Origin of the sequence: Bordetella petrii, assembly GCF_020991325.1 — a bacterium.
Taxonomy (GTDB): domain Bacteria; phylum Pseudomonadota; class Gammaproteobacteria; order Burkholderiales; family Burkholderiaceae_B; genus Bordetella_A; species Bordetella_A petrii_E.
On sequence record NZ_JAJMLX010000502.1, the window covers coordinates 1 to 1,187 of the forward strand.

The 1,187-nt window shown below is 70.3% G+C and carries 2 protein-coding genes; both read right to left on the reverse strand.

The window, feature by feature from the left end; translation table 11 throughout:
• Positions 1–430 (reverse strand): ubiquinone biosynthesis accessory factor UbiJ (locus tag LPZ50_RS24960; RefSeq protein ID WP_230665512.1); only part of this gene is annotated, 430 nt, incomplete at its 3' end.
• Between the two features lie 166 nt (positions 431–596).
• On the reverse strand, positions 597–1,187 hold a 591-nt coding region (locus LPZ50_RS24965), incomplete at its 5' end, for a Tim44 domain-containing protein (protein ID WP_230665513.1).

Consider the following 1,187-nt stretch of genomic DNA (forward strand, 5'->3'; position numbering starts at 1 on the left):
GAGCCGCGCGCGCGCCCGCCACCAGGCGGGCCGCGGGGATGTCGCCCACCACCCGCGCCAAGTCGTCTTCGGGATCCCAGCGCAGGTTGGCCGCCAGGTCGGCCACCACGCGGGCCAGGGCCGCTTCTCCCTCGATGTGCGTGGCCTCGGCCACATCGGGCCGTTCCTGGCCGGGCAAAAGGCGCAGGGGGTTCAGCTTGGCGGGGTCGACGGTCAGCGTCACGTCGGGCACCACGGCCTGGTCGGCCTGGTCGGCGTACCCCTCGCTATTGATGGCCAGCCCCCCGGCAAAGCCGCCCACGGCAAAACGCACCGTCTTGCCGGCATGGCGGGCCAGGCGCTCGCGCGCCCAGGCTTCGCGCGCCAGCAGCGTGTTCAGCGCACGGACAAGCAGCCGCGCAGGTGTGGGCAGAATGGAAATGGGCAGCATGGATGCCAGGCCTGCCCGCCAAACCGCGGGCCCAGCCCAAAAAAACGGATAAACCCGGAGTGTACCGGGTCGGGGGCTTGGCCGCCCTGCGAGCTGGCGCCGCAAGGCCGGATGCCGCGGCGGCAGGCCCCGGGAGAACCGGGCGCCGCCAGGCGCCCGGTGCCCGTCAGCTGGCGTACTCGACGGGAATCTGCTGGATGCCGGCCAGCAGCCAGCCGCCTTGTTCCGGCTTGAACAGGTTCCAGACTTCTTCGAAACGGAACGCCTCGGTGCCCGGGGCTTCGCGCAGCATGCCCGAGAAGCGCACGCTGGCCAGATGGCCGTCGGACACGGTTTCAATACCCAGCATCTCGGCGTTCAGCAGCACCACTTCGGTCTTGTTGGTGGCGGCGCCACGCTCGGCCAACTGCTGCTTCAGTTCGGAGATCAGGTCGTCGGTAAGAAACTCGCGCAGGCGGTCGGTATCGCCGCTGTCCCAGATGGCCTGGATTTCCACGAACTGCTGCTTGGCGCGCTTGAGGAACTCGGTGCTGTTGAAGTCGCCTGGGATATACCAGTTGCCATCGCCGCCGGCGGCGGGCAGTTCGGCGGCAGGGGCCGCCGTGGAAGCCGTTGCCTGGGCCGCAGCGGGAGCGGCGGCCTGGCGCCACATGGGCTGCTGCTGCGCCTGGTTTCCTTCACGCGCCGAGTTGGCGCCATAGGCGCCCTGGGTGGCGTGGCGAGGGCCCGCGCCGCGCAGGCGGGGCACGATGAAGAT